The 26275-nt window shown below is 33.3% G+C and carries 27 protein-coding genes; 22 read left to right on the forward strand and 5 right to left on the reverse strand.

Going from position 1 to position 26275, the window contains the following annotated elements:
- Positions 1–18 precede the first annotated feature (18 nt).
- Together G7A72_RS00660 and G7A72_RS00665 are read right to left on the reverse strand one after the other, a co-directional pair.
- The gene (locus G7A72_RS00660) at positions 19–387 is read right to left on the reverse strand and encodes a BlaI/MecI/CopY family transcriptional regulator (protein ID WP_165151032.1); all 369 of its coding nucleotides are present in this window, start codon (positions 385–387) and stop codon (positions 19–21) included.
- 299 nt (positions 388–686) lie between these two features.
- Positions 687–1904, reverse strand: a complete 1218-nt coding sequence (locus G7A72_RS00665) for an MFS transporter (RefSeq protein ID WP_165151033.1) — start codon at positions 1902–1904, stop codon at positions 687–689.
- A 96-nt stretch (positions 1905–2000) separates the two neighbouring features.
- Between G7A72_RS00665 and G7A72_RS00670 the strand changes: the two genes are divergently transcribed.
- The 6 genes from G7A72_RS00670 (at position 2001) to G7A72_RS00695 (ending at position 6869) form a co-directional block, all read left to right on the forward strand.
- Complete coding sequence (locus tag G7A72_RS00670) at positions 2001–2603, forward strand: DUF1684 domain-containing protein (protein ID WP_113665982.1); 603 nt, start codon at positions 2001–2003, stop codon at positions 2601–2603.
- Positions 2603–3268 (forward strand): TatD family hydrolase, encoded by a 666-nt coding sequence (locus G7A72_RS00675; RefSeq protein ID WP_165151034.1) that lies wholly within the window; start codon positions 2603–2605, stop codon positions 3266–3268. The genes G7A72_RS00670 and G7A72_RS00675 overlap by 1 nt, the downstream gene beginning before the upstream one ends.
- Positions 3269–3285: 17 nt before the next feature.
- Positions 3286–3999 carry a ThiF family adenylyltransferase gene (locus G7A72_RS00680; RefSeq protein ID WP_165151035.1) on the forward strand — a complete coding sequence of 238 codons (714 nt, stop codon included), beginning with the start codon at positions 3286–3288 and terminating at the stop codon, positions 3997–3999.
- A gap of 82 nt (positions 4000–4081) precedes the next feature.
- On the forward strand, positions 4082–4756 hold the full coding sequence (locus G7A72_RS00685) for an HAD family phosphatase (RefSeq protein WP_165151036.1): 675 nt from the start codon (positions 4082–4084) through the stop codon (positions 4754–4756).
- A gap of 50 nt (positions 4757–4806) precedes the next feature.
- Positions 4807–5652, forward strand: a complete 846-nt coding sequence (locus G7A72_RS00690) for a DUF2911 domain-containing protein (RefSeq protein WP_165151037.1) — start codon at positions 4807–4809, stop codon at positions 5650–5652.
- A gap of 215 nt (positions 5653–5867) precedes the next feature.
- Positions 5868–6869, forward strand: coding sequence for an LLM class flavin-dependent oxidoreductase (locus G7A72_RS00695; protein WP_165151038.1), 1002 nt, complete (start codon positions 5868–5870; stop codon positions 6867–6869).
- A 101-nt stretch (positions 6870–6970) separates the two neighbouring features.
- Here G7A72_RS00695 and fumC read toward each other — a convergent pair whose 3' ends face one another.
- On the reverse strand, positions 6971–8368 hold the full coding sequence (gene fumC, locus G7A72_RS00700; protein WP_165151039.1) for a class II fumarate hydratase: 1398 nt from the start codon (positions 8366–8368) through the stop codon (positions 6971–6973).
- Positions 8369–8590: 222 nt separating this feature from the next.
- Between fumC and G7A72_RS00705 the strand changes: the two genes are divergently transcribed.
- From G7A72_RS00705 to G7A72_RS00720, 4 genes are all read left to right on the forward strand, one after another.
- On the forward strand, positions 8591–8788 hold the full coding sequence (locus G7A72_RS00705) for a hypothetical protein (protein ID WP_165150931.1): 198 nt from the start codon (positions 8591–8593) through the stop codon (positions 8786–8788).
- Positions 8789–9139: 351 nt separating this feature from the next.
- The gene (locus G7A72_RS00710) at positions 9140–9613 is read left to right on the forward strand and encodes a DUF6495 family protein (protein ID WP_113665975.1); all 474 of its coding nucleotides are present in this window, start codon (positions 9140–9142) and stop codon (positions 9611–9613) included.
- A 74-nt stretch (positions 9614–9687) separates the two neighbouring features.
- The gene (gene ligA, locus G7A72_RS00715; RefSeq protein WP_165151040.1) at positions 9688–11706 is read left to right on the forward strand and encodes an NAD-dependent DNA ligase LigA; all 2019 of its coding nucleotides are present in this window, start codon (positions 9688–9690) and stop codon (positions 11704–11706) included.
- A complete protein-coding gene (locus G7A72_RS00720; RefSeq protein WP_165151041.1) occupies positions 11690–12406 on the forward strand; it encodes a hypothetical protein in 717 nt (238 codons plus the stop codon). The genes ligA and G7A72_RS00720 overlap by 17 nt, the downstream gene beginning before the upstream one ends.
- A gap of 78 nt (positions 12407–12484) precedes the next feature.
- Here the strand turns inward: G7A72_RS00720 and G7A72_RS00725 are convergent, their stop codons facing one another.
- Both G7A72_RS00725 and G7A72_RS00730 read right to left on the reverse strand, forming a co-directional pair.
- Positions 12485–13396 (reverse strand): bifunctional UDP-sugar hydrolase/5'-nucleotidase, encoded by a 912-nt coding sequence (locus G7A72_RS00725; RefSeq protein WP_165151042.1) that lies wholly within the window; start codon positions 13394–13396, stop codon positions 12485–12487.
- 128 nt (positions 13397–13524) lie between these two features.
- Entirely contained in the window at positions 13525–14304 is a 780-nt protein-coding gene (locus tag G7A72_RS00730; protein ID WP_165151043.1) for a 5'-nucleotidase C-terminal domain-containing protein, read from the reverse strand.
- A 62-nt stretch (positions 14305–14366) separates the two neighbouring features.
- On the opposite strand from G7A72_RS00730, the gene G7A72_RS00735 reads away from it, so the two are divergent.
- The 12 genes from G7A72_RS00735 (at position 14367) to G7A72_RS00790 (ending at position 26271) form a co-directional block, all read left to right on the forward strand.
- Positions 14367–14870, forward strand: a complete 504-nt coding sequence (locus tag G7A72_RS00735; protein ID WP_241258556.1) for a hypothetical protein — start codon at positions 14367–14369, stop codon at positions 14868–14870.
- Between the two features lie 7 nt (positions 14871–14877).
- Positions 14878–15765 carry a 4-hydroxy-tetrahydrodipicolinate synthase gene (gene dapA / locus G7A72_RS00740; RefSeq protein ID WP_165151045.1) on the forward strand — a complete coding sequence of 296 codons (888 nt, stop codon included), beginning with the start codon at positions 14878–14880 and terminating at the stop codon, positions 15763–15765.
- 128 nt (positions 15766–15893) lie between these two features.
- Positions 15894–16688: an outer membrane protein assembly factor BamD gene (locus G7A72_RS00745; RefSeq protein WP_165151046.1), complete on the forward strand. Its 795-nt coding sequence runs from the start codon at positions 15894–15896 to the stop codon at positions 16686–16688.
- An 8-nt stretch (positions 16689–16696) separates the two neighbouring features.
- Positions 16697–17014 (forward strand): DNA-directed RNA polymerase subunit omega, encoded by a 318-nt coding sequence (locus G7A72_RS00750; RefSeq protein WP_035671643.1) that lies wholly within the window; start codon positions 16697–16699, stop codon positions 17012–17014.
- Positions 17015–17022: 8 nt separating this feature from the next.
- Entirely contained in the window at positions 17023–18240 is a 1218-nt protein-coding gene (gene coaBC / locus G7A72_RS00755) for a bifunctional phosphopantothenoylcysteine decarboxylase/phosphopantothenate--cysteine ligase CoaBC (protein ID WP_165151047.1), read from the forward strand.
- Positions 18241–18305: 65 nt separating this feature from the next.
- On the forward strand, positions 18306–19190 hold the full coding sequence (locus G7A72_RS00760) for a DUF4835 family protein (RefSeq protein WP_165151048.1): 885 nt from the start codon (positions 18306–18308) through the stop codon (positions 19188–19190).
- Between the two features lie 52 nt (positions 19191–19242).
- On the forward strand, positions 19243–20895 hold the full coding sequence (gene recN, locus G7A72_RS00765) for a DNA repair protein RecN (RefSeq protein ID WP_165151049.1): 1653 nt from the start codon (positions 19243–19245) through the stop codon (positions 20893–20895).
- Between the two features lie 95 nt (positions 20896–20990).
- A complete protein-coding gene (gene fabV, locus G7A72_RS00770) occupies positions 20991–22181 on the forward strand; it encodes an enoyl-ACP reductase FabV (protein ID WP_113665966.1) in 1191 nt (396 codons plus the stop codon).
- Positions 22182–22308: 127 nt separating this feature from the next.
- Complete coding sequence (locus G7A72_RS00775) at positions 22309–23310, forward strand: glycosyltransferase family 2 protein (RefSeq protein WP_165151050.1); 1002 nt, start codon at positions 22309–22311, stop codon at positions 23308–23310.
- Position 23311: 1 nt separating this feature from the next.
- Positions 23312–23908 (forward strand): dephospho-CoA kinase, encoded by a 597-nt coding sequence (gene coaE / locus G7A72_RS00780; protein ID WP_165151051.1) that lies wholly within the window; start codon positions 23312–23314, stop codon positions 23906–23908.
- A 59-nt stretch (positions 23909–23967) separates the two neighbouring features.
- Entirely contained in the window at positions 23968–25551 is a 1584-nt protein-coding gene (locus tag G7A72_RS00785) for a sensor histidine kinase KdpD (RefSeq protein WP_165151052.1), read from the forward strand.
- 3 nt (positions 25552–25554) lie between these two features.
- Positions 25555–26271: a response regulator transcription factor gene (locus G7A72_RS00790; protein ID WP_113634522.1), complete on the forward strand. Its 717-nt coding sequence runs from the start codon at positions 25555–25557 to the stop codon at positions 26269–26271.
- Positions 26272–26275 lie beyond the last annotated feature (4 nt).

Here is a 26275-nt window from a genome sequence, read left to right on the forward strand (position 1 = left end):
CTGTTGTTACGATAAAGTTTATATTTCCTCTTTTTGATTTTCAATCATGGCTAAAATTTCCCGTAATTCAGCAGCAGAAATTTTTTCTTCTTTTGCAAAATGAGATACCATATTTTTATAGGAACTGTCAAAATAATTATCGATTGCCGTATTCATAAAGCGCTTTCTATACTCTTCTAAAGTCACTATAGGATAATATTGGTGCGTGTTCCCAAAGGCATTGTGAGAAACAAAACCTTTTTCTTCGAGGTTACGCACAATGGTTGAAAGTGTGTTGTAATGCGGTTGATCTTCTGTTATTTCTGCAAGGACTTCTTTTACGAATGCTTTTTTGAGCTTCCATAAAATGTGCATGATTTCTTCTTCTTTATTAGTCAGTTTTTGCATGATTTTTTTATTTAAATCAAACTTACAACTAATTTTGTAGTTACACAACTATAAATATAGTTTACTAACTATTTTTATAGTTTCTTTAACTTATATCAATAGTTTCTGGAAACTGGAAAATCTTTTAATCAGAGACGTTATTGTGAAAATGAGGTTGCGTGAGGGATAAAGCTAGCTACCGAAGTAGCGCGTATATCCCGAAAGTTCGGGACGACAGCTATAAAGAAAAGGGGCCAGTAACGATGTTGTTGCTAAGCCCCTTTTTTTTATGGGGTCACACCCAAAGAATGATAATCGAATTAGTTTTTTTCTTTTTGAACGAGTTTTTGCAGCCAGATGCAACCTGCGACTGATAAAATCCCTAAACTTCCCATGACAAACCAGTTGGCTTGATAGCCAAAAGTGGCTATAATTTCTAGTCCCGTCTTAGAACTCGCAATGTGTGCCAAGCTGAAACTCATCGTAAACAGTGCCATATAGCGACCTTCGTGTCCTTTTGGCGCTCGGCTTAAAGCGAAAGAATTGGAAAAAGGAAAGATGAACATTTCGCCAAAAGTGATAAAAAGGATACTCACAATTAATATTCCTGCCCACATATTAATCATTAAAACATAGAAACTTAGAGACATCAGTAACGAGCCCCAAAGAATAATTTTGAGTTTATCGATGTTTTTTCTTTGACTAATACTCACAATTGGCATTTCCAGGAAGAAAATCAGTAACCCATTTAAGGATAATAAAAGTCCGCTTTGAAACTCGGTTAAACCAAATTTTTCATTGTGGTATAAAGGCAAAGTGGTGAAAAGTTGAAAGAAAAGCATGGCCGTTATAAAACAGATAAAGAGAAAAATCCAAAATATCTTGTCTTTGAAAACGGAAGCAGGTATTTCGGTTTCGCTATTTGCGGAGTCTAAATCGGCTGGTTTTTTGCGCTCTCTCACTAATAAGGTGAAAATTAATATAGAAATAATACACGAGCTTCCATCAACCCAAAATAATCCGCTGTATCCTAAATTCATGATTATCAAACCACCTAAAGCCGGTCCAGCAGTAAATCCTAGATTTACCGCTAATCGAACTAAAGTCAGTGCTCTGGTACGATTTTCAGGTTTTGCGTAGGTCGCTAAGGAAACGAACATGGCGGGACGAAACATATCAGCAACGGTCATAATGACGAACATACCAATGCATAATCCCCAAAATGTTCGAATGTATTGTACTAAAAACAGCAGTATTCCGCTGGTGAACAAACTGAAAACCATGATTCTATAAAAACCTATTTTATCTGATAATTTGCCACCAAGCCACGAACCAAGCATGGAACCAAAACCAAAAGCGACCATAATCCACCCGACTTGTGCATAGGAAAAATTCAAATCTTCTTTTAGATATTTGGACAAAAACGGCAAAACCATCGTACCAGCGCGATTGATAAAAGTGATGAGTGTAAGAATCCAAATTTCTCTGGTGAAGCCTTTGAAATTATTAATGTAACGTTGAAAAGCAGTTTGAAACATATAAAGAGTTATTATTTTGCAAAGGTAGAAAACTTTGTTCCGATGCGTCTTTGTGTCCTAGTAACTTTTAAACTATTTTTGCATAAAAATAAGAATATGAGAACGCTATTCACTTTGTTTATTTTATTACACTTGAATTTAGGCTTTGGCCAAGAAAAATTTGATGTTTCGGCTGTAACCAAATTCCAAACGGAATTGAACGAAGAATATGCGGATGCCAAGAAAAGTCCTTTGACTGCAGAAGATTTAGCAGAGTTCAAAACACTTGATTTTTACCCTGCAAGCGAAACTTTTTTTGTGGTCGCAAAGTTTCTAAGAACTCAAAAAGAGAAGCCTTTTGAAATGAAAACATCAACGGACAGAAAACCATTGTATGTCAAATACGGCGAACTTTCTTTTACAATTGATGGTCGGGATTTTAAACTGAACGTTTATAAAAACATTGAACTTTCCAAAAAGAAGGAGTATAAAGACTATTTATTTCTGCCGTTTTCCGATTTGACTTCTGGCAAGGATAGTTATATTGGCGGGAAATATATCGATTTAAGAATCCCAAAAGGAGATACGATTGTGATTGATTTCAATACATCGTACAATCCGTATTGCGCTTATAATCATAAATACTCCTGCCCAAAAGTTCCATTGGAAAATGATTTGGATATCGAAATAAAAGCGGGAGTTAAAAAATTTCACGACTGATGGAATTCTTTAATTTGCATACGCATAAATGGACTAATCAACCGAATGTGTTGGAATTAGTGAATCAATATCCTCAGGAATTTGATGCAACAATTCCGAATTATTCCATCGGGATTCATCCTTGGTTTATCGTTGAAGAACGAATAGAAGCTGACTTGGCGATAATGGAAAGTAAGTTACAAGAGGCAAATTGTCTCGCTGTTGGCGAATGCGGATTGGACAAACGCATCGATATTTCAATGGAATTGCAGCAAATGGTTTTCGAAAAACAATTGTTTTTGGCACAAAAATATAAAAAACCGATTGTGATACATTGCGTTGCGGCTTTTCAGGAATTGATTGCAATTAAGAAAAAATTGAATATTTCAGTTCCAATGCTGGTTCATGGTTTTTCGAAAAATGTGCAGGTTGCTAAACAATTACTGGACAATGGATTTTATATTTCGTTTGGAAAATATTTATTGCTCAATCCAGAACTGGAAGCTGTTTTTAAAATCGTTCCTGATAATCGATTTTTTCTGGAAACGGATACGGTTGAGGAAGGAATTGAGGCTGTTTATGAATTGGCAGCAAAATACAAAGGAATTTCAGTCTCAGAAATACAAGAAAAAGTGAATACAAATTTTAATGAAGTTTTTGATTTCAAAATTTTTCAAAAACATTAAACTTTAAACAAAAAACAATGGCAGAGTGGACAGAAAGAGCCGAACTTTTATTCAAAAAAGAAGGTTTAGATAATTTGAAAAATGCAAATGTATTGGTTGTAGGATTGGGTGGTGTTGGTTCTTTTGCAGCCGAATTTTTGGCAAGAGCAGGAGTGGGATCTATGACTATTGTTGATGGTGACGTCGTTGATATTACCAATATAAACCGACAATTACCGGCTTTACATTCGACCGTGGGACAACCTAAGGTGACTGTTGTTGGGGATCGATTAATGGACATCAATCCAGAATTGAAATTGACGCGTGTGCAGGAATTTCTTTCGCCGGAACGTGCTTTCGAAATTGTTTCAGAGGAATTTGATTATGTTTTGGATTGCATTGATAGCGTGACTCCAAAGCTAAATTTGATTATTGGCGCCAAGCGAAAAAGAGTAAAAATTATAAGTAGTATGGGCGCTGGCGGGAAAATGGAAGCTTCTAAAGTTAAAGTAACGGATATCACGAATACCGTGAATTGTTATTTTGCTAAAACCATAAGAAGACGATTGAAAGAATTTAAAATTGACAAACTTAAAGTAGTTTTTTCTTCTGAGATTCAGGACGAATCGAGTTTGAAAATGACGGATGGTTCCAATTTTAAAAAATCATTTTACGGAACAAACAGTTACATGCCGGGATTATTTGGTTTGTATGCTGCAGAAACAGTGATTCGCTATTTACTTAAAAAATAGTGATCATAATTCAGTTATTTTAGTATTCAGTTCTAAAAATCTAAGAAGTCTTAAAATCTATAAAGTCTAATAATCTAAAAAAATGATACAAACCGTAATTTTTGACATGGATGGTGTAATTGTCGATACTGAACCCGTACACCGCTATGCTTATTTTAAACAATTTGATGAGTTGAATATTCCTGTAACGGAGGAAATGTACACTTCATTTACCGGTTTTTCTACTCGGAATACGTTTCAGAAATTGAAAGAAGTTTTTGTGATAGAGCAGGAAGTAGAAGATTTGATTCAAAGAAAACGGACAATTTTTAATAATGCTTTTGATAGTAAAGCAGATTTGGAATTACTGGAAGGTGTTGAAAATCTTATTAAAGAATTATATCAAAATGGCATGCAATTGATTTTGGCTTCTTCGGCATCCAAAGTTACTATTGAGCGTGTTTTTAGCAGGTTTAAATTGCATGAGTATTTTACGCATGTGGTAAGCGGTGAAGATTTTCCTAAATCAAAACCACATCCTGCAATTTTTGAACATGCCGCAAGTTTATCAATTGCACCAAAAGAAAACTGTATTGTTATTGAAGACAGTACGAATGGAATAAAAGCGGCGAAAGCTGCCGGAATTTTCTGTGTGGGATATAACAGTATTCATTCGGAGGCGCAAGATTTATCAGAAGCTGATGTTGTGATTAATCATTTTAATGAATTGGGTTTTAACACAGTTACCAATATTGATTCTAAATTAAGGAATAATTAACATTTGAAAGCCATTGAATTTGTAAATTTGAACACAAAAAAATTAAAAACATGAAAAAAATAATCATTGTATTTGCCATTATTATAGCAAATTTCACCATTGAAGCACAGGTAAAAACACCTCAATCCAGTCCGAAATCTACCATCATGCAAGAAGTAGGTTTGACAGCTGTAGAAATTAATTATTCAAGACCAAGTGCCAGAGGAAGAGCCGTTTTTGGAAATTTAGTCCCTTTTGGAAAAGTATGGAGAACCGGAGCTAATGAAAATACAACCGTATCTTTTAGTGACGATGTTGTTATTGATGGAAAAATCTTGAAAAAAGGAAAATATTCTTTGTATACAATTCCAAAAATAGAAAGTTGGGAAATAATTTTTTATAAAACTACTGATAACTGGGGTAATCCAGAAGAATGGAAGGAAGAAAATGTAGCCCTTAGAGCAACTGTTAAACCAGAAACTTTAAATAAGAGTGCAGAAACATTCACTATTGGAATTAGCGGATTAGACAACAATTTTGCCTTTTTAGAAATATACTGGGAGAACTCTTATGCAGCTGTAAAATTTGAAGTTCCTACTCAACAAAAAGCAACTGCTAATATTGAGAAAGCCTTATCTGGACCAGCAGCAGCAGATTATTTTTCAGCAGCTCAATTTTTATTCCAATCAAATGGTGACAATGCAAAAGCATTGGTTTATGTAAATAAAGCGTTAGATATGTCTAAAGACAAACCGTTTTGGTACAACAGATTGAAATCATTGATTCAAGCCAAACTTGGAGATAAAAAAGGAGCAATCGAAACTGCAAAATTATCCCTTGCGGCGGCTGAAATTGCTAAAAATCAAGACTATGCAAAAATGAATAAAGATAGTATCGCAGAGTGGAGTAAGAACTAACTTACCCTCACTGTTTTATAATAAAATCCCGTCTGCATTATAGTTATAGAGACGGGATTTTTTATTCGCTATCCTGATATTTGGAAAACCATTTTTTTTATCAAGGATTTATATTCCAATTTTTGGGTGGTTTTAAATATTATAAATCAATTAACACCTCAAAATTTAATGAGATTCCGTAATTGCCTAATTTTGTTCAAAATTTGAAATTTATAATGACTAAAAATATTCCAATTTCTATATTAGAATTAGCAATAATTACAGAAGATAGTAATGCAAGGGAAACATTACAAAAAACAAAAGCGTTAGCTCAATTAGCTGACAGTTTAGGATACAACAGATTTTGGCTAGCCGAACATCATAATATGGCACATGTCGCCAGTACAGCGACGGTTGTTTTGATTGGTTATATTGCCAGTCAAACGCAAAATATCCGTGTAGGTTCTGGTGGCATCATGCTCCCCAATCATGCGCCGTTAATTGTTGCAGAACAATTTGGTACTCTTGAAATACTGTATCCCAACCGGATCGATTTAGGATTAGGAAGAGCGCCAGGAACTGATGGATTAACTGCACAAGCGATTCGGAAAGATTTCTTCGAGCAATCGCAACGCTTTCCTCAAAATGTTGCTGCGCTTCAGGAATTTTTCTCGGAGGATAATGCTACTGCAAAAGTGCGTGCTTTTCCTGCCGAAGGAATTAAAGTTCCCATTTGGATTTTAGGTTCCAGTATGGATAGTGCCGCCTTGGCTGCTGCCAATGGATTGCCGTATGCTTTCGCTGGACATTTTGCACCGAAACAGATGTATCAGGCATTTCAATTTTACCGAGATAATTTTAAACCTTCGGAATATTTAGACCATCCCAAAACGATGGCGTGTGTAAACGCAATAGCTGCTGATACCGATGAAGAAGCGGAAAAATTGTCGACTAGTTTGACTCAAATGTTTCTGAATCTGATTCGGAATGACAGAAAGCCATTGCAGCCGCCGGTTGATTCATTAGATGGAATTATGAGCGAAGAAGAACATTTTCATGTGAACCAAATGACTGCTTGTTCATTTGTAGGAAGCAAAAAGAAATTAGAAACAGAATTGAAGCAATTTATCGAATATACACAAATTGATGAATTGATGATTACCAGTCCAATTTTTGATCATGACGATAAATTGAAAAGCATTCGAATCATGAAAGAAGTTATCGATAACATGAAATAGTATTTGATAGCTTTTTAAATAAAAAAATCCCTGCAATGTAAGTTGCAGGGATTTTTTATAGAAATCATATTAATAGTTAATAATTCATCATTGAAAATTAATTATTTAAGGCTTCCCACCATATCTTCAGGTTTAACCCAAGCATCAAAATCTTCTGGAGTTACGTATCCCAAACGAACAGCTTCTTCTTTTAAAGTTGTTCCATTTTTATGTGCAGTTTGAGCAATTTCAGCTGATTTGTAGTAGCCAATTTTAGTATTTAAAGCCGTAACCAACATTAATGAATTGTCAACCAATTCTTTGATGCGTTTGTAGTTAGGTTCGATACCTTGTGCGCAATGTTCGTCAAAAGACATACAAGCATCACCAAGTAATCTCGCTGATTGTAAGAAATTTGTAGCCATCAATGGTTTGAAAACGTTCAATTCATAATGTCCTTGCATTCCTCCAACAGAGATTGCAACATCATTCCCCATCACTTGTGCGCAAACCATCGTCAATGCTTCACATTGTGTAGGATTTACTTTTCCTGGCATTATAGAAGATCCAGGCTCGTTTTCTGGAATAATGATTTCTCCAATTCCGGAACGTGGTCCAGAAGCTAACATACGAACGTCATTGGCAATTTTATTCAATGAAACCGCTAGTTGTTTTAAAGCGCCGTGTGTTTCTACAATAGCATCGTGTGCTGCTAATGCTTCAAATTTATTTTCGGCGGTTACGAATGGATGTCCAGTAAATTCAGCGATATATTCCGCTACTTTTACATCATATCCTTCTGGAGTGTTTAATCCGGTTCCTACTGCAGTTCCGCCTAAAGCCACTTCTGATAAGTGTGCCAATGTGTTTTTAACCGCTTTCAAACCGTAATTCAATTGCGCTACATATCCTGAAATTTCTTGTCCTAGTGTAAGTGGAGTAGCATCCATTAAATGCGTACGACCTATTTTTACCACATTGTTGAATTCAACTGCTTTTGCATGAAGTGTATCTCTTAATTTTTCAACTCCGGGAATAGTAACTTCTACAACTGCTTTGTAGGCCGCAATGTGCATTCCTGTTGGGAAAGTATCGTTTGAAGATTGCGATTTATTCACATCATCATTGGCTTTAATGAATTGTTCGCCTTCGCCAATGTTGAATCCTTTAAGAACTTGCGCACGATTTGCAACTACTTCATTTACGTTCATGTTACTTTGTGTACCTGAACCGGTTTGCCAAATCACCAATGGAAATTCATTATCTAATTTTCCAGCTAGGATTTCATCACAAACGGCAGCAATGGCATCGCGTTTTTCTGCTGGTAAAACTCCTAAATCACAATTGGCGTAAGCCGCTGCTTTTTTAAGATAAGCAAAACCTTCAATTATTTCCTTTGGCATAGAAGCCGATGGACCTATTTTGAAGTTGTTTCTTGAACGTTCTGTTTGTGCGCCCCAATATTTATCAGCTGGAACCTGCACTTCACCCATGGTGTCTTTTTCTATTCTGAATTTCATTTTGTTGTTATTTAGAAATAATTATATTGTTTATTACGTTTTTAGCCCTGATGGGAGTGAAAATCCTTTTCTTTTTACTTTCAAAAAGAAAAGATTGGAGTGTACAGCGGGAAATAGCTCCAAATTCTGAGCTCAAAAATACGGATAATTCCTTTTTTATAAAAATTGATTGATAGTTTTTATGTTTTTTTATTGGTAAGAAAAGGAATTAAACATACATTTGTGGCTACATTCAAAATTCCGGAAAACATGTTTGAATTTTCACAGTACTTAGGCTTTTTACTTTTCTTAACCATTCTTACTATAGGATTTTGGTTGATGTTTTTTCTAGTTGGTTTCGTATCCTATTGGGTAGGTGGAGCAAGTTGGGAAGCATACAAGGAGAAAAGAGCAAAAAAGAAGCAAGAACAATCAGTTTAATCTTTTTGTTAAATAAAAAAAGGACTCATTTTTATGGGCCCTTTTTTTTATGTTTATACTTTTTGGACGTGCAAATAAAAACTGGACATAATCTTATAGTCTGTTTAAATGCATTTTATTGGTATTGCTGAAACTTACACTAGAATAATTCCATACTTTTTCAGACCTATCACAGATTATGGATTAGAATTTTATTAATTTTGCGGCTTTTATTTGACTAACCTTATAGGCGAAACCGCCAATAATAGTCTGTAAATAATTTTGAATATCAGCACAGATAAAAATTATTTGAAAGATATTTTTTTAATTATTTTTTTAGCATTATTTCACATTAAAAACTAAAATACATTCATGAAATACTCAAGATTAACAAAAGAGCAATTTGAAGAATTAAATCAGGAATTCAGTACTTTTTTAGCCACTCAAGCGATTGATAAAGCAGAGTGGGATAAAATAAAAGCTGAAAAACCAGAAGTCGCGGAACAAGAATTAGACGTTTTTTCTGATTTAATCTGGGAAGGTGTTCTTTCTAAAGCAACGTATTTAGAACATTTTTCTAAAAACCATATTTTTCTTTTTCATTGTTTTGATACGTACGTTCAATCGATAGTTTTAAAATCGTTAGTTCCTGAAGTTGATTTTTTGACAAAGGACGGATTGCAATGGCTTAGCGATAATATGTTTACGGAAACTATAGAAATGAAAATTGGAAAAAAAGAGTTTACAGAAGAGCGTAATACTTCAATTTTTGAATTGGTACAACAAGGTTCGTTTTTAAGTGATGGTCTTTTATACCAGCAAATAAATGAAATTATGACATCATAATTGTATTGTCATTTCTTTTAAATTGGTTATTTTAGTACACTTTTTAAAAACTAAAATAGCCAATTTTATTTTCTATGGATATTCAAAATACGATTCAAAAACTAAGGGAAGAATTAAATCAACACAACTATAATTATTATGTGTTAGATACACCCACGATTTCCGATTTTGAATTTGATTTAAAATTAAAAGAACTTCAGAATTTAGAAAATAAATATCCAGAATACTTTGACGAAAATTCCCCTTCTCAAAGGGTAGGAGGTGCAATTACCAAAAATTTCCAAACTGTACCTCATGAACACCGAATGTATTCATTGGACAATTCGTATTCTAAGGAAGAATTAATCGATTGGGAAAAACGCATTCAAAAAGTTTTAGGAGTTGTTCCATTAGAATATACATGCGAATTAAAATACGATGGAGCTTCTATCAGCATTACCTATGAAAACGGAAAACTAAAACGCGCTGTTACGCGAGGCGATGGTTTTCAAGGTGATGATGTGACGAACAACATCAAAACTATAAAATCGATTCCTTTAGAGTTGAAAGGCAATTTTCCCGATAAATTTGATGTTCGTGGCGAAATCATTTTGCCTTTTGCAGGTTTTGAAAAAATGAATCAGGAATTAATTGAAATTGGAGAAACGCCATATTCTAATCCAAGAAATACGGCTTCCGGGAGTTTAAAATTGCAAGATAGCGCTGAAGTTGCAAAAAGACCTTTGGATTGTCTTTTATATTTTTTAATTGGAAATAACCTGCCTTTTAAGTCGCAATTTGAAGGCTTGGAAACTGCCAGAACATGGGGATTCAAAGCACCGAAAGAAGCAAAACTGGCACATAATTTAGACGGAGTTTTTCAATATATAGATTATTGGGATACGCACAGGCACAATCTTCCTTATGAAACGGATGGTGTCGTGGTAAAAGTAAATTCTTTTCATTATCAGGATGAATTGGGTTTTACCGCCAAATCACCTCGTTGGGCAATTGCCTATAAATTCAAATCAGAGCAGGTTTCTACAAAATTAAATTCTATTTCGTACCAAGTTGGTCGGACTGGTTCTATAACTCCAGTAGCTAACTTAGAGCCTGTGCAACTAGCCGGAACTATAGTAAAACGCGCTTCTTTGCACAATGCAGATCAAATTGAGAAACTCGATATTCGGGTTGGAGATACTGTTTTTGTAGAAAAAGGAGGGGAGATTATTCCAAAAATTATTGCCGTTGATTTAAGCAAACGCCCAGAAAATACAGAGCCAACAAAGTACATTACACAATGCCCGGAATGTCAAACTGAATTAGTGAGAAGTCAAGGCGAAGCAAACCATTATTGTCCTAACTTTTATGGTTGTCCACCCCAGATTATAGGGAGAATCCAGCATTTTATTTCAAGGAAAGCAATGGATATAGAAGGACTTGGAGGCGAAACAGTAGCTTTGCTTTTCAATAACGGATTGGTTCATAATTATGCTGATTTATATGAATTAAAAGTAGAGCAAATTCTTCCTTTGGAACGAATGGCCCAAAAATCTGCTGAAAATTTGGTAAACGGTGTCGCTAATTCAAAAAACATTCCTTTTGAGAGAGTTCTGTTTGCACTTGGAATCAGATTTGTTGGAGAAACAGTGGCTAAAAAATTGGCTAAACATTATAAAAGTATTGATGCATTGAGTCAGGCTACATTAATGGATTTGATTCTGGTAGATGAAATAGGGGAACGAATTGCGCAAAGTGTGCTTGATTTTTTTGATAATCAGGAAAATCGAATTATCATTGATAGACTTAAAGAACAAGGAATACAATTTCAAATTATTGAAAAAATAAATCCAAATGCAACCAATAAACTTTCCGGAAAAACCTTTGTAGTTTCCGGTGTTTTTGAGAAATTTTCAAGAGATGATTTGAAAAAAGCAATTGAAGATAATGGAGGGAAAGTAGGAAGTTCTATTTCGGCAAAAACGGATTATCTTATAGCGGGCGATAATATGGGACCTGCTAAATTAGAAAAAGCTAATAAACTCAATATTTCTATAATCTCTGAAGATGATTTTATGAATTTAATAAATCAAATGGATGCGTCTACTAACTAAAAAGTATAATCTTATACCGGAAAATACAATCGTATTTTTTTTGTTTTCTTTTGCAATTGTAGAGGTTCTAGCAGAATTATTTTCATTCAAAATGATTTTGTTTGCATTTAGACCTTTAGTTGCTGCTTTGCTAATTTATCTTTATTGGATTACCTCCAAGGAAAGAAATGAGTTTTTTTTTATAACTATCTTTTTTTTGTTGCTTACCAGTATATTTATTATTTCAGAATCACAACTTTTTTTGGTGTTGGGGTTAGCCGGAATTATAGTTCATAGAATATTACTAATTGTTTATATTGTAAAGCTAAACAAGGTCAAAGATTTTATACCAATACTTATAGCAGTAATTCCTTTTATATTTATTTTTTCTTATTTGCTTTCTATTTCGGATGGAATTCCAGAGGGAAGTTATTACGCTTTGTTAGTCCAAAATATATTAGTATCCATTCTTGGTGGAGTTATTTTATCTAATTATTTTATGAATGAAACTACAAATACGCCTTGGCTGTCAATCTTTGGAGTACTATCTGTAGGATTGTATTTTACCGTTTTTATCGAGAAACTTTTTTTAAATAACCTGCCCCCAACTTATTTTAGACCATTGGGAATGGTTTTGTATGTAACAAGTTATTATGCTTTTTACAAATTTGTCATTGATGTTGAAAGATTGAATTCCGAGTTAAAAGCAAATAACGAATAGATTAAGAGACTTTTTCATTCCGTTCAAAAAATCATGAGTGTGAAACGATTTTTGATTTTATAAAAAAATCGATTATAGCTACACTATAATCGATTTTCCTTCAAATGCTTTAGCTTTATTATTGTCTACATAAAAATCTATTCTTCCTAAATTAATACCGTAGCAACCTACTTGATTTACTAAAACTTCTTTGCCTACAAGGTTTTTTGTGACAGTTGGTTTGTCTAAGAACGTGTGCGTATGACCACCAATAATCAAATCTATATCTTGAGTCAGTTCGGCTAATTTTAAATCACAAATTTTAGCAGGCTCGTCTCTGTATTTGTATCCTAAATGTGACAAACAAATTACGATATCACATTGCTGTTCTTTCTTTAAAATTCGGACCATATCTTGAGCCGTTTCCACAGGATCATTGTAGACGGTTTCCTTGTACATTCCTTTGTCAACTAATCCTGCAAGCTCTATTCCAAGCCCAAAAACACCAACTTTTATTCCGTTTTTATGAAATATTTTATACGGCTTTACAAAACCATCCATCACGGTATTTTTAAAATCGTAATTGGCAGATATGAACTCAAATTTAGCGTGTGGCATTTGTGCATGCAAACCTTCAACACCGTTATCAAAATCATGATTTCCTATTGTAGACGCATCATATTGCATCATACTCATCAATTTGAATTCTAATTCTCCACCGTAGTAATTAAAATAAGGCGTTCCCTGAAAAATATCACCGGCATCCAACAGTAATACGTTTGGATTTTCTTTCCGGATCGTTTCAATCAATGCCGCTCTTCTTGCCACACCACCCATATTTGCATTTCTGGGATGATCCGCCGGGAAAGGATCAATATAACTGTGTACATCATTAGTGTGTAAAACGGTAAGTTGTCTGGTTTTTGATGACTCAAAACTGCTCAATGACACACCTAAACCTATTAATGCTGAACCAGCAGCTGTTTTCTCTATAAATTCTCTTCTCTTCATTTTATATTTTTTTGGAGCTATTTCCCGCTTTTCGCTATATCCACGCAAAAAAAGCGTGGGATGCCGCTGCAATCAGGGCTAGGGCTTTCCGTTTTCTAAAACTATTTTGTTCTCTAAATTCGAATTACTTATTCAACCGTGATTCTAACATCTTTTATCACAGGAATAGTATCCACTTCTTTAAAATAATCAATCAGAATATTTCGAAGTTTGTATTCTAAATCAAATTTCTGAACTCCTTTTTTGAAGAAATTCATATTATCTCCACCATTAGACAAATAATCATTAGTTCCCACATAATAAATGGTCTCTTTTTGAACAGGTTTCCCTTGAACTAAAATGTTTTTGGCAACATTATTTTTATCTATTGTAAAAGTTACACCTGATAATGGATGTGGTTTCTTTTCAGCAATAAAAAAGTCGACCATTTCAAAAATTTGTTCACCTTTTAAAGCAATAACAACTAAGCTGTTTTCAAAAGGCATGATTTCAAAAGCAGTTCTGGCTGTTACATTTCCTTTAGGAAGTATAGAACGAATTCCGCCGCTGTTAAGTAAACAAATATCAATTTTCTTTTTTTCTCTGGCTTGAAATACAAGATTCCCTCTCATTAAAGTAACATCGGCCATCAAGTTGCCAATTGTTGTTTGCCATTTACCGGTACTTTTATCTAATGTTTCCGGGCTATACGCTAAAACGCTATCTAAATCTTTGTTGATATGTTCCCGATACGGTTTTATAAAATTTTCAATTGCAGGTACTTGATTTTCCTTTTCAGTAATAGGAATCCGTTTCCCTTCAATTTTAGTGACGTAGTAATTTTGTTTGCTGCAAGAGGCAACAAATAAAAATGTTAAGAATATAACAAAAAGTTTAGAAACGTCGTTATACTTTTTTAGATTTACCATTTTAAATGCGACTTAATTAATTAATTTTGTAATCAAGTAAAAGTACTATGTTTTTAAATTATATGAAGAATTTTTTTCTGAAAAAAATATTAAAAAACAGCTTGCAAAATTTGAAAAATAATTTCACCGTTGATCCTGTCAAATCGATTGGTTTAGTGGTTGATGCTTCTGATTTTAATAATACAGAATCACTGATTAAAGAATTGTTATCGTGGGGAATTCTTCCGGAAAATATAAAAACGATTGTTTATTACGAGAAATTAAAAAAAAGTGAAGCAGAAATTCATCCTACATTTAGTGACAGACATCTCAATTGGAACGGAAAATTTTCATCAGCTGATGTAAATGATTTTGTGAAAGAAAAATTCGATTTGCTAATCAGTTATTACGATTTAGAAAAAGCAATTCTAATGCAAATTACGAATAATTCAAAAGCACATTTCAAAGTAGGTTTTTCATCCATAGACAAAAGGTTAAATCATTTTATGATTAAAACTGAAGTCAATAATTATAGTATTTTTACAAGTGAGTTATTCAAATATTTAAAATTATTAAACAAAATATAAATATAATATGCAATCATTAATAGGAACTGGTGTTGCTCTAGTAACCCCTTTTAAACAAGATTTTTCAGTTGACACCGAGGCACTAAAAAGGATCGTGAATTTTTCTGTCGATGGAGGAATTGAATATCTGGTAGTTTTGGGTACCACTGCAGAAAATGCAACTTTGTCTCCAGAGGAAAAAGAATTGGTTATACGTACTGTAATTGAAGCTAATAATGGTGCGTTACCATTGGTTTTGGGAGTTGGAGGTAATAATACATTAAAAGTTGTTGAAGAGTTAAAAACTAGAGATTTATCAGCGTTTGCGGCGATACTTTCTGTTTCACCATATTATAATAAACCTACACAGGAAGGGATTTACCAACATTTCAAAGCAGTTGCTGAAGCTTCTCCAATTCCGGTAATACTGTATAATGTTCCGGGAAGAACGGCAAGTAATATGTTGCCTACAACTGTTTTGCGTTTGGCTAACGATTTTGAAAATATTGTAGCTATAAAAGAAGCGGCAGGAGATCTTGTTCAAGCAATGCAATTATTAAAAAATAAACCTAAAGATTTTCTGGTGATTTCAGGCGATGACATGATTGCATTACCAATGGTTTTAGCAGGTGGAGCAGGCGTAATTTCAGTTATTGGGCAAGGTTTTCCAAAAGAATTTTCTGAAATGATCCGTTTAGGGTTAAACAGAAAAGTGGATGAAGCTTTCAAAACGCAATACCTTTTAGCGGATTGTATTGATATGATTTTTGAACAGGGAAATCCAGCCGGAATCAAAGAAGTGTTTCTATCACTGGGAATTTCAGAAAATACCGTGCGTTTGCCATTGGTAAAAGTAGATGATTCTCTGGCTACTAGGATTGATGAGTTTGTCAAAAAAATCAATAAGCAAGGGTAAAGAAAGGGTCTTTTTTTAAACCAAAAATATATTTTGAAGTCGCTAAATTAATAACTAAATTTGCCACCGAAACTTCGGTATGATTTTATAGGTTGTTTCAACCAAGAAATCATAAAAAAAGTAAAAAAATGAAAAAAATATTATCTCTATTGCTTCTTTTAGTTGTGTTCAGTTCTTGTAACGAATACCAAAAAGCATTAAAAACCGAAGATGTTGCTGTTAAATTTGAGATGGCAACTAAATTATACGATTCTGGAAAATATACCAAAGCGATTCGTATTTTTGAACAGATTGCCCCTGCTTACAGAGGAAAACCTCAAGCGGAAAAATTGTTCTACATGTTTGCTCAATCGTATTACAAAACAAAACAATATTATTTAGCTGGATACCAGTTTGAAAGTTTTGTTTCTAGTTATCCTAAAAGTGAAAAATTGCAGGAATCGGCATATTTGGGAGCTAAAAGCTATTCCATGTTGTCATCCGTTTACAGTTTAGATCAATCAGATACCACAAAAGCGTTAGATAAATTACAATCATTTATTGATAATTATCCAAACTCGGAATATTTAACAGAAGCCAATGCTGCAGTGAATGTATTGAGTGAAAAAATTGAGAAAAAAGTATTTGAGAATGCTAAAGGGTATAACACAATTTCAGATTATAAATCGGCTATTGTTGCTTTAGATAATTTTGTTGCTGATTATCCGGGAACTCCATACAAAGAAGATGCTTTGTTTTATAAATTAGATTCAGCCTATCAATTGGCCATCAATAGTGTTCCTACAAAAATGGAAGAACGATTAAATGTTGCCAAAGTTGCACAATCAAATTTGATAAAATTTAAGGCTGAAACTAAATACAAAAAAGTAGCTGACGAAATGTTAGCACGAATAGAGAAAGATTTACAAAAATTTACTAAATAAATAAAGTCATGGATTTAAAAAAGACGAATGCTCCAGTAAATACAATAACATATAACAAAAATGTTATTGAAGAACCTACTGGTAATGTGTATGAAGCGATAACCATTATGGCTAAAAGAGCAAACCAAATCAATTCTGAAATTAAAAAAGAATTGACAGAGAAATTAGAAGAATTTGCTACATATAATGACAGTCTTGAAGAAGTTTTTGAAAACAAAGAGCAAATTGAGGTTTCAAAATTTTACGAGAAATTGCCTAAGCCACACGCTTTAGCGGTTCAAGAATGGTTAGACGGTAAAATCTACCACAGAGATTCAAATAAATAATAGGTACTATGTCAGTTTTAAGCGGTAAGAAAATTTTACTAGGAATTTCTGGTGGAATTGCAGCCTATAAAACAGCCTCATTAGTACGACTTTTCATAAAAGCAGGTGCACATGTCCAAGTGATAATGACACCTGCTTCTAAGGATTTTGTAACTCCTCTTACGTTATCTACGTTATCTAAAAATCCGGTACACTCCAGTTTTTACAATCAAGACGATGAGAATGAAAAATGGAATAATCATGTTGAATTAGCACTTTGGGCTGATTTGATGGTTATTGCTCCTGCAACTGCAAATACTTTGTCTAAAATGACAAGTGGTACATGTGATAATCTTTTGATAGCAACGTATTTATCGGCAAAATGTCCGGTATATTTCGCGCCGGCAATGGATTTAGACATGTACAAACATCCGTCAACGATAGCTAATTTTTCTTCTCTTACACAATTTGGGAATACAATCATTCCAGCCGAAAGCGGTGAGCTGGCTAGCGGATTATCTGGTGAAGGCAGAATGGCTGAACCTGAGAATATTGTGGCTTTTATTGAAGAGGATTTAAACAGTAAATTGCCGCTAAAAGGAAAAAAAATACTAATCACGGCAGGTCCTACCTACGAAGCAATAGATCCAGTACGTTTTATAGGAAATCATTCTTCAGGAAAAATGGGTTTTGATATCGCAATTAGTGCGGCAAATCTGGGAGCTTCGGTGATTTTGGTTTCTGGACCTACAAACTGTAAGGTTTCAAATCCATTGATCAATGTTATACCTGTAGTTTCAGCAGAAGAAATGTATATTGCTTGTCATCAATTTTATGCGGACACAGATGTAGCAATTGCTGCCGCAGCCGTTGCAGATTATAAGCCTAAAAACGTGGCAGCACAAAAAATCAAGAAATCCGCTGATAATTTTGTAATAGAACTCGAAAAAACGAAAGATATTTTGGCTTCATTGGGAGTTCAAAAGAAAAATCAGTTTCTTATTGGTTTTGCTTTGGAAACAGAAAATGAAATTGAAAATGCAAAGCTGAAAATTCAGAAAAAAAACTTAGATTTGATAGTTTTAAATTCATTGCAAGATCAAGGCGCTGGTTTTGGTAAACCAACTAATAAGGTTACTTTTATTGATAAATTTTTCCATATTGAACCTATGGAATTAAAATCGAAAGAAGCAGTTGCAGATGATATCCTGAACAAAGTAATGATGCATTTTGAGATTCAACGATAATTGTCGTAATCGCATTCTCATACAATTGTGATTTATACAAAACTGATAAAAATAAAAATCTACAGATGAATAGAATACTTACTTTTTTGCTGCTTTTTATTTTTGGTTTTGCCCAAGCGCAACAATTAAATTGTGTCGTGACCGTAGATTCGCAAAGATTGAGCGCAACAAATCAGCAAGTTTTTAAAACCTTACAAACCTCAATAAGCGAGTTTTTAAATAAAACAGATTGGACAGGTCAAGTACTTAAACAAAGTGAAAAGATTAATTGTTCCATGTACATCACTGTTTCTTTAAATAGTTCGGATCAATTTACAGCCACAATCCAAGTACAATCTTCCAGACCGGTTTTTAATTCGTCCTACGCGTCACCGGTATTAAATTTTAATGACAAAGACTTTAATTTCAGATATGTTGAATTTGAAAATCTGATTTTTAATCCAACTACGTTCGATTCTAATTTAGTTTCGGTTCTTGCGTTTTACAGTTATGTAATTTTAGCAATGGATGCAGAAACATTTGTTGCTGATTCCGGAACGCCAAATTTTGAAATCGCTCAAAATATTGCAAACGTTGCGCAACAAGGCGGATCAAAAGGATGGAGTCAAGCTGATGGAAATCAAAACCGCTATTTTTTGATAAATGATATTTTATCTCCTACATTCAAACAAGTTAGACAAACCATGTTTGATTATCATACTGGATTAGACTTGATGAGTCAGGATTTGAAAGCTTCGAAAGAAAAAATAAAAGGATCTTTGGTTAATTTGGCAAAATTAAATCTAACGAGACCTAATGCCTTTTTAACACGTGTATTTTTTGATGCTAAATCAGACGAAATAGTCTCTATTTTTTCTGGTGGTCCTAATATTACTATCTCAGATTTAGTCGATAATCTGAATAAAATTTCTCCTTTGAACTCAAGTAAATGGGTTTCTATTAAATATTAATTGGTCTTCAATTTTAGTTTAATTTAAATTCTTCCAAAAAATAATATAGTAAATGATAACGTCACTTTCGATAAAAAACTATGCTTTAATAGAAAAATTGAGTATCGATTTTTCAAAAGGTTTTTCAACAATTACCGGAGAAACGGGTGCTGGTAAATCAATAATTCTAGGTGCATTAGGATTGGTTTTAGGGAAAAGAGCCGACTTAACTTCTTTGAAGAACAAGGAAGAAAAGTGTGTCATCGAAGCTCATTTTGAAATCTCTAAATATAATTTGTTGCCTTTCTTTGAGGAAAATGATCTGGATTATGAAAATGAAACCATTATTAGGAGGGAAATTCTGCCTTCGGGTAAATCAAGGGCTTTTATAAATGACAGTCCTGTAAACCTTCAAGAACTGCAGGAATTGAGCTTGTTTTTAATCGATATTCATTCGCAACAGCAAACACAGGAACTTTCAGATGAAAATGTGCAGTTCAATATTATAGATGCTATTGCAGCCAATAAAGATACGATTCTAGGATATCAATCGGTTTTGAAGAGTTATAAATCTGATAAATCTAAATTGAATTCGTTGCTTAAAAGACAAAGCGAATCAAAGAAAGAGCAGGAATACAATACTTTTTTGCTGGATGAATTGTTGGCAGCGCAATTAAAATCAGGTGAACAAGAAGTTTTGGAAGCTGATTTTGAGAAGTTGAATAATGTAGAAATTATAAAGGAATCTATCGATAGATCTTTGGCTATAGCCAATGAAGAACAAATAGGAGTTCTACATAATTTGAATGAAATTAAAGTTTCATTACAAAAAATCGCGCCTTTTTCAGATGAATATCATTCTTTATTAGAACGAATTACAAGCATAACAATCGAGTTTGATGATATTTCAAATGAAATGAATCGTTGTTCTGAAAAATTAATTAACGACCCGGAACAATTGGACTTAATCAGTCAAAAGCTTCAGGTTATTTTTAATTTGCAAAAGAAACATCAGGTTTTATCTGTGGATGAATTACTGGAAATTCAAGCTAAACTGGAAAATTCAGTTTTAGAATTGGGTAATATGGAAGAGGAAATTTCGGCATTGACTGTTGCTATCGAACAAAAAACAGTTGAGTTAGATACTTTTTCGGAAACAATCCATAGCAATAGAGTGGACGCTGTTCCAGTTTTATCTCTGAAATTGATTACCATTTTGGAAACGTTGGGAATGCCAAATGTGCGTTTTAATATTGCTATAAATAGTACTGAAACCTATTTTCAAAACGGAAAAGATGAACTTCAGTTTTTGTTTTCAGCGAATAAAGGAACTGATTTCGGATTGTTGAAAAAAGTGGCGTCAGGCGGAGAAATGTCAAGGATTATGCTAGCTGTGAAGGCGATATTGGCACAATATTCAAAATTACCAACGTTGATTTTTGATGAGATTGACACAGGTGTTTCTGGAGAAATTGCCATCAGAATGGGCGAAATTATGAAGGAAATGAGCCAAGAGATGCAAATTTTTGCCATTACGCATTTACCGCAAATCGCGGCAAAAGGAAATGCACATTTCAAAGTGTTCAAATCTACGGTTGGTGAGGATACGCAATCTGAATTGAAGCTATTAAATCAAGAGGAAAGAATAGTTGAAATAGCGCAAATGTTATCAGGAACAATCGTTTCTGATTCTGCCTTAAATCATGCGAAAGCCTTGTTGAACTAATATTTTACTTTATATTTGTTTCCTTATAAAAGCAAGATATTTGCATCAGCAATAAAACGATTAGACGAATAAATAAAAAACGAATAACCAAGAATATGATTATAGAACCAAGAATGAGAGGATTTATTTGTACGACATCACACCCAAAAGGATGCGAACAAAATGTTAAAAATCAAATCGAATACATAAAATCAAAAGGAGCTATTGAAGGTGCAAAGAAAGTATTAGTAATAGGTGCTTCAACCGGTTTTGGTTTGGCTTCACGTATTACAAGTGCTTTTGGTTCAAATGCAGCTACAATTGGTGTATTTTTTGAAAAAGCACCTTCTGAAGGAAAAACAGCTTCTCCAGGTTGGTATAATTCCGCTGCTTTTGAACATGAAGCGCACAACGCAGGATTATATGCCAAAAGTATCAATGGCGATGCATTTTCGAATGAAATAAAGCAACAAACATTAGATCTTATAAAAGCTGATTTAGGCCAAGTAGACTTGATAATCTACAGTTTAGCATCACCTGTACGTATGCACCCCGTTACGGGAGTTTTGCATCGTTCTACGCTGAAACCAATCGGAAGTACTTTTACGAATAAAACCGTTGATTTTCATTCCGGTAAAGTATCAGAAATTTCAATTGAGCCTTGTAGTGGTGACGATATTGAAAATACAGTTGCCGTGATGGGCGGTGAAGATTGGGCAATGTGGATTGATGCATTGAAAGCTCAAAACCTATTGGCTCCTGGCGCTACAACGGTTGCTTATTCTTATATTGGACCATCATTGACAGAAGCAGTTTATAGAAAAGGAACTATTGGTCGTGCTAAAGATCATCTTGAAGCAACTGCATTTGCCATTACCGACAGTCTTGCTGCGATTGACGGAAAAGCATTTGTTTCAGTAAATAAAGCATTAGTAACACAAGCAAGTTCTGCAATTCCGGTTATTCCATTGTACATTTCGCTATTGTACAGAATCATGAAAGAGGAAGGAATTCATGAAGGATGTATCGAACAAATTCAGCGCTTGTACCAAGAAAGATTATTTACCGGAAATGAAGTTCCGGTTGATGAAAAAGGAAGAATCCGTATTGATGATTTAGAAATGCGTCCTGACGTTCAGGAAAAAGTGGCTAAATTATGGGTTGAAGCTGTTACTGAAAATTTGGCTGAAATAGGAGATTTAGAAGGATATAGAAAAGATTTTTACAATCTATTTGGATTTGACGTGGATGGAGTAGATTACAAAGCCGAAACAAACGAAGTGGTAAACATCGAAAGTATTGGCTAGTCATATTACTGAATAAAATATTTTCAAAACCATCAATTAATAGTTGATGGTTTTTTTATGGATAAAGATTACATTTGTTAAAATTTTTTAAGTCTAAAAATACACATTAATACCACATTCTATATTTATGTTTTTTTCCCTTATTATACCCGTTTATAATCGTCCTGACGAAGTTGACGAGCTTTTAGAAAGTTTGTCTCACACTACTTATAAAGAAATATTTGAAATTGTATTAGTAGAAGATGGATCTACTTTAGTATGTAATGATGTTGCCGAGAAATATGGAGACCGACTTGATATTTCGTATTACTATAAACAAAATTCAGGACCTGGTGACTCCAGGAATTATGGAATGCAAAAAGCAAGAGGTGATTATTTTATCATTTTCGATTCGGATTGTATTATTCCAACGCAGTATTTATTGGAAGTTGATAAAGCTTTAAAACAAAATTACGTCGATTGTTTCGGTGGACCTGATAAAGCTTTGGACAGTTTTTCAGATATTCAGAAAGCAATTAATTTTGCAATGACTTCTTTTTTAACAACGGGCGGAATCCGCGGTGGTTCTGAAAAAATTGATAAGTTTCAGCCTCGAAGTTTTAATATGGGATTGTCACGAAAAGCTTTTGAAGCCTCGAAAGGATTCGGAAATATCCATCCTGGAGAAGATCCGGATTTGTCCATTCGCTTGTGGAATTTAGGTTTTGAAACTAAACTTTTCCCAAATGCTTATGTTTATCACAAGAGAAGAATCGATTGGGATAAGTTTTCAATTCAGGTGAATAAATTTGGAAAAGCACGACCAATTTTAAATAGTTGGTATCCAAAATACAATAAACTGACTTTTTTCTTTCCTTCGGTTTTCATCATTGGATTTTTCATTTCAATTGTATTGCTGTTGATTTTTAATTTTGATTATTTGCTTCAGTTGTATTTCATTTACTTTTTGGTACTGTTTTTGGTGTCTTCATACCAGAATAAGAGCGTTAAAATTGGCTATTTATCGTTAATAGCAGTTTGGAAACAGTTTTACGGGTACGGTTTAGGTTTTATAAAATCCTATTATAAAATTATCATTTTAAAACAAAAACCTCAAGAAGCTTTTCCCGAATTATTCTTTAAAGTGTAATATGACAAAAATAATTGGTTTAACTGGCGGCATCGGAAGTGGAAAAACTACGATTGCAAAGTATTTTAAATCCTTTGGGATTCCCGTTTATATTGCTGATGATGAAGCGAGAGAAATTATGCAATCTCCAGAAATTATCAACGCCATTAAAAATACATTTGGAGAGGATATTTTTGAAAACAGGATATTAAATCGTGAAAAACTGGCCAAAATTGTTTTTAACGATCCCGAAAAACTAAAAAAACTAAACAGTATTGTTCATCCTGCAGTAAAAAAACATTTTGAACTCTGGCTTATAGAAAATAAAACTTTTCCTTACATTATTTACGAAGCGGCCATTTTATTTGAAAGTGGACGATATAAAGACTGTGATATAATTGTAACTGTTACAGCTCCAATAGAAACAAGGCTACAGCGTGTTCTTGAACGTGATAAAACTACTCGGGAACTTGTTTTGAAAAAAATGGAAGCGCAATGGTCAGATGAAAAACGAATTGCAAAAAGCGATTTTGTAATTGAAAATATTGCTCTTGATGCTGCAAAACGAGAAGTTGATGAAATTCTTAAAATTTTAAAGATTAAACAAAAACACACTTAGGTGTTAATGTTTGGTTAATCTATTATTTAATATATTGTTAAAATACTAAATTTGTTTCGATGAATAAACTTTTTTTTAGATTACTTGTTTTATTAATGAGCTTATCCCTGATTGGGATTATTCTAGTTCAGGTGTATTGGTTTAATACCTCTTTTAAAAATAATGACGAGCAATTTAAATTCCATGTTAAGCAAGTGATTGGTAATGTGGCGGATAAGGTTCAAAAGCAAGAAGCGTACAATTTTTATGACAAAATAAATCATTACAAAGATAGTACTGGAAAAGTACCCAAAAAGGATGATATATTAGAGTTTTATTATGTTCAAAAAAATCCGAGAACGAATAAAACAATCATATATTCAAATAGTATAATTTCTGAAGATTACAATATTTCGCCTACGTTCTTTGATAAAAAATTTGATAGTGAGAAATTCAAGAGCTTTAGTTCTAAACGCGTCACAGAAGTTTACAACAATAATTCTATTGATAAATCAGGGGTAACACAAAGTTTAATTCCTGATATTAGAGTTGAAAAAAGAGGTAATTTAGATGTTTTAGACAACGCTTCATTTGAAATTTTTTACAAAGATTTCGCCTCTGTTCTGCCTATTCAAGAACGTGTTTCCAAAGAAACATTGAGTAAACTTATCAAAAAAGAATTAGAGGAATCCGGCGTAAATACAAAATTTGAATTTAGTATTTACAATAATAATTTAGCGACTGCTGTAAAATCAAACGAATTTAAATACAATAAAGAAGCTACTTATTCTATCCCGATATTTACTGATAATGAAGGGAACAGTAAATACCAATTACTAGTTACATTTCCTCACAAAAAGAAATTTTTGTTATCAGAACTCGTAAGCATAACAGTGCTTTCGATCATATTTACACTAATTATTCTTATTGCATATTCAAGTGCTTTGAATCAATTAATTCGTCAAAGACAGATTTCTGAAATCAAGAATGATTTTATAAATAACATGACGCACGAGTTCAAAACTCCCATTGCTACAATTAATTTAGCTTTGGATGCCATCAGAAATCCAAAAATAATTGATGATAAAGAAAAGGTATTGCGATACCTTCAAATGATTAAGGATGAAAATAAACGAATGCACGCCCAAGTAGAAAATGTGCTTCGTATTTCTAAATTAGAAAAGAAAGAATTAAATATTATCAAAGAATCACATAATATTCATGAGATTATAAACGATGCAATTGAGCATGTAAATTTAATATTAGAGGATAGAGAAGGTACAATTAAAAGTCATTTTAATGCAGTACGAACCACAGTTTTAATTAATGATGTTCATTTTACCAATGTTATTGTGAATATCCTGGAGAATGCCATCAAATATTCTCCAAACGTTCCGGAAATTGAAATTTTTACTGAAAATATCAAAGACATGATTATTATTAAAGTGAAAGATAAAGGTTTGGGAATGAGTAAAATTGCTCAAAAAAGAATTTTTGAAAAGTTTTATAGAGAGCATACCGGTGACATCCATAATGTGAAAGGACATGGATTAGGTTTAGCCTATGTAAAAAGAATTGTTGACGACCATAACGGTCAAGTTTATGTAGAAAGTGAAAAGGGAAAAGGGAGTACCTTCATTATAAAATTACCATTAATAAATTAGAATATGGAAAATGTAAATAAAAAAATACTTTTAGTCGAAGATGACCTTAATTTTGGTGCGGTTTTAAAGGATTATTTAATGCTTAATGATTTTGACGTCACTTTGGCGAAAAATGGAATGGAAGGATTTGAAAAATTCAAGAAAGACACTTTTGATTTATGTATTCTGGATGTTATGATGCCTTATAAAGATGGATATACCTTAGCAAAAGAAATCAGAGAAAAAAATAATGAAGTGCCTATCATTTTCTTAACAGCAAAATCTATGAAAGAAGATGTGTTGAAAGGATATAAAGCAGGTGCTGACGATTACTTAAACAAACCTTTTGATTCTGAAGTATTGTTGATGAAAATCAAAGCGATTATTCAAAGAAAATCATCAGATACAAAAGCTGAACAAGTACAGTTTGAATTTAATATTGGAAAATTCCATTTGAATTCAAAACTTCGTTTTTTAACGTTTAACAATGAAGAACCAATAAAATTATCTCCAAAAGAGAATGAATTATTGAAAATGTTGATTCTTCACGAAAATGATTTGATGCCTAGAGAATTAGCCTTGACAAAAATTTGGAGAGATGACAACTATTTTACTTCAAGAAGTATGGATGTGTACATCGCTAAATTGAGAAAGTATTTGAAACTGGATGAAGATGTAGAAATTTTGAACATCCACGGAGAAGGATTCAGATTAGTGGTGAAGAACAAAGTAGCAGAATAAATAG

The organism is Flavobacterium sp. Sr18, from assembly GCF_011064265.1.
GTDB classification, from domain to species: Bacteria; Bacteroidota; Bacteroidia; order Flavobacteriales; family Flavobacteriaceae; genus Flavobacterium; species Flavobacterium petrolei.

Excerpts from the sequence above, each read along its gene's own strand:
- G7A72_RS00790 (WP_113634522.1), top strand. The coding sequence starts at position 25,555 with ATGGAAAATGTAAATAAAAAAATACTTTTAGTCGAAGATGACCTTAAT.
- G7A72_RS00785 (WP_165151052.1), top strand. The coding sequence starts at position 23,968 with ATGAATAAACTTTTTTTTAGATTACTTGTTTTATTAATGAGCTTATCC.
- G7A72_RS00710 (WP_113665975.1), top strand. The coding sequence starts at position 9,140 with ATGAAATACTCAAGATTAACAAAAGAGCAATTTGAAGAATTAAATCAG.
- G7A72_RS00760 (WP_165151048.1), top strand. The coding sequence starts at position 18,306 with ATGAATAGAATACTTACTTTTTTGCTGCTTTTTATTTTTGGTTTTGCC.
- G7A72_RS00665 (WP_165151033.1), bottom strand. The coding sequence starts at position 1,904 with ATGTTTCAAACTGCTTTTCAACGTTACATTAATAATTTCAAAGGCTTC.
- G7A72_RS00685 (WP_165151036.1), top strand. The coding sequence starts at position 4,082 with ATGATACAAACCGTAATTTTTGACATGGATGGTGTAATTGTCGATACT.
- G7A72_RS00690 (WP_165151037.1), top strand. The coding sequence starts at position 4,807 with ATGAAAAAAATAATCATTGTATTTGCCATTATTATAGCAAATTTCACC.
- G7A72_RS00775 (WP_165151050.1), top strand. The coding sequence starts at position 22,309 with ATGTTTTTTTCCCTTATTATACCCGTTTATAATCGTCCTGACGAAGTT.
- recN (WP_165151049.1), top strand. The coding sequence starts at position 19,243 with ATGATAACGTCACTTTCGATAAAAAACTATGCTTTAATAGAAAAATTG.
- G7A72_RS00745 (WP_165151046.1), top strand. The coding sequence starts at position 15,894 with ATGAAAAAAATATTATCTCTATTGCTTCTTTTAGTTGTGTTCAGTTCT.
- coaE (WP_165151051.1), top strand. The coding sequence starts at position 23,312 with ATGACAAAAATAATTGGTTTAACTGGCGGCATCGGAAGTGGAAAAACT.
- ligA (WP_165151040.1), top strand. The coding sequence starts at position 9,688 with ATGGATATTCAAAATACGATTCAAAAACTAAGGGAAGAATTAAATCAA.
- G7A72_RS00695 (WP_165151038.1), top strand. The coding sequence starts at position 5,868 with ATGACTAAAAATATTCCAATTTCTATATTAGAATTAGCAATAATTACA.
- G7A72_RS00675 (WP_165151034.1), top strand. The coding sequence starts at position 2,603 with ATGGAATTCTTTAATTTGCATACGCATAAATGGACTAATCAACCGAAT.
- G7A72_RS00730 (WP_165151043.1), bottom strand. The coding sequence starts at position 14,304 with ATGGTAAATCTAAAAAAGTATAACGACGTTTCTAAACTTTTTGTTATA.
- G7A72_RS00660 (WP_165151032.1), bottom strand. The coding sequence starts at position 387 with ATGCAAAAACTGACTAATAAAGAAGAAGAAATCATGCACATTTTATGG.
- G7A72_RS00680 (WP_165151035.1), top strand. The coding sequence starts at position 3,286 with ATGGCAGAGTGGACAGAAAGAGCCGAACTTTTATTCAAAAAAGAAGGT.
- fabV (WP_113665966.1), top strand. The coding sequence starts at position 20,991 with ATGATTATAGAACCAAGAATGAGAGGATTTATTTGTACGACATCACAC.
- G7A72_RS00725 (WP_165151042.1), bottom strand. The coding sequence starts at position 13,396 with ATGAAGAGAAGAGAATTTATAGAGAAAACAGCTGCTGGTTCAGCATTA.
- fumC (WP_165151039.1), bottom strand. The coding sequence starts at position 8,368 with ATGAAATTCAGAATAGAAAAAGACACCATGGGTGAAGTGCAGGTTCCA.
- G7A72_RS00735 (WP_241258556.1), top strand. The coding sequence starts at position 14,367 with ATGAAGAATTTTTTTCTGAAAAAAATATTAAAAAACAGCTTGCAAAAT.
- G7A72_RS00720 (WP_165151041.1), top strand. The coding sequence starts at position 11,690 with ATGCGTCTACTAACTAAAAAGTATAATCTTATACCGGAAAATACAATC.
- G7A72_RS00750 (WP_035671643.1), top strand. The coding sequence starts at position 16,697 with ATGGATTTAAAAAAGACGAATGCTCCAGTAAATACAATAACATATAAC.
- dapA (WP_165151045.1), top strand. The coding sequence starts at position 14,878 with ATGCAATCATTAATAGGAACTGGTGTTGCTCTAGTAACCCCTTTTAAA.
- coaBC (WP_165151047.1), top strand. The coding sequence starts at position 17,023 with ATGTCAGTTTTAAGCGGTAAGAAAATTTTACTAGGAATTTCTGGTGGA.
- G7A72_RS00670 (WP_113665982.1), top strand. The coding sequence starts at position 2,001 with ATGAGAACGCTATTCACTTTGTTTATTTTATTACACTTGAATTTAGGC.